This is a genomic window from Brachyspira catarrhinii, assembly GCF_005518285.1.
GTDB lineage: Bacteria > Spirochaetota > Brachyspiria > Brachyspirales > Brachyspiraceae > Brachyspira > Brachyspira catarrhinii.
The window spans coordinates 1-1,005 of sequence record NZ_SJDU01000597.1 but is presented as its reverse complement, the minus strand read 5'-3'; the positions used below and the strand labels follow the sequence as shown (position 1 = coordinate 1,005).

The window sequence follows — 1,005 nt, the reverse complement described above, 5'->3', positions numbered from 1 at the left end:
AATACAGTGATGGGAAGAGACAGCGAGGGGGCAAGCAATGTAAATATGCCTTCTTCAATCACAAATACTTCTATAGTGAATAATCAATATTTACAACAGCAATTACAGGCAGGACTTTCTACAAAACAGGACACGCTCACAGCAGGGACTAATATAACTATAGAAGATAATGTGATAAGTGCGAGCGGAGATTTAGCTACAAAAGCCGAACTTGTTACTTATGATAATACAAATACTAATTTAGAATATGTTTCAGGTTATGATTTTCCTAGATTTAAAGTTAGCATACCTGATACTATTAATTTGACATTTAAAGATGAGATATTAGGGAATGGTGCTGTAAGTAGTGCTTCAATAGTAAAAGAAAATAATGAATATAGATTAAAAGGAAATATTACGGCTGAAATAAGAAACAGTGAAGATTTCCCATTTTCATTTACTATTGATAATATAACAAATGATTATGAACAATACTCTACAATTAGCCAATTTTTTAATTTTACAGATGATTATAGTTTTAGCTCTGAATATATATCAGCAGATTCTGGTGAGATAACTATAGCAGGAGTAGATAAAGAATATCAATTTAAATTTGTTTATAGTAATTCTTATTCAAGTAAATGTAAACTTTACATAGAAACAAAAGACGGTTCTGATATTAATGGTACATATACTATAAGCCTTAATATAAAGAATAGAGTATTAAAACCTGAAGATAGAAATATATTTGCTGTTAATTCTAATTTTCAGCAGAATATTATAGCTTCATTATGTAATTTGGGATTAAATCAAACTGGAAGTTCTGTGAAATTACAGGGAACTTTCACATCGTCGATATATAACGTAGGTACATCTGACGGATTATTTTTTTATAGTCCTATTATAGAGAATTATTTTAATTTATCAGATGGTATAAATTTAACAAATACAACAGGAATAACATCAAGCACTGGTAAGGCATGTAAATTTGGAATAACCAAAATTAGATAATGAAGCTATAATATT

At 28.7% G+C, this 1,005-nt stretch carries 1 pseudogene; it reads left to right on the top strand.

Annotated features, from left to right (window positions below):
• A pseudogene (locus EZH24_RS12535) lies at positions 1 to 990 on the top strand (hypothetical protein); the annotation flags it as partial.
• Positions 991 to 1,005: the final 15 nt, after the last annotated feature.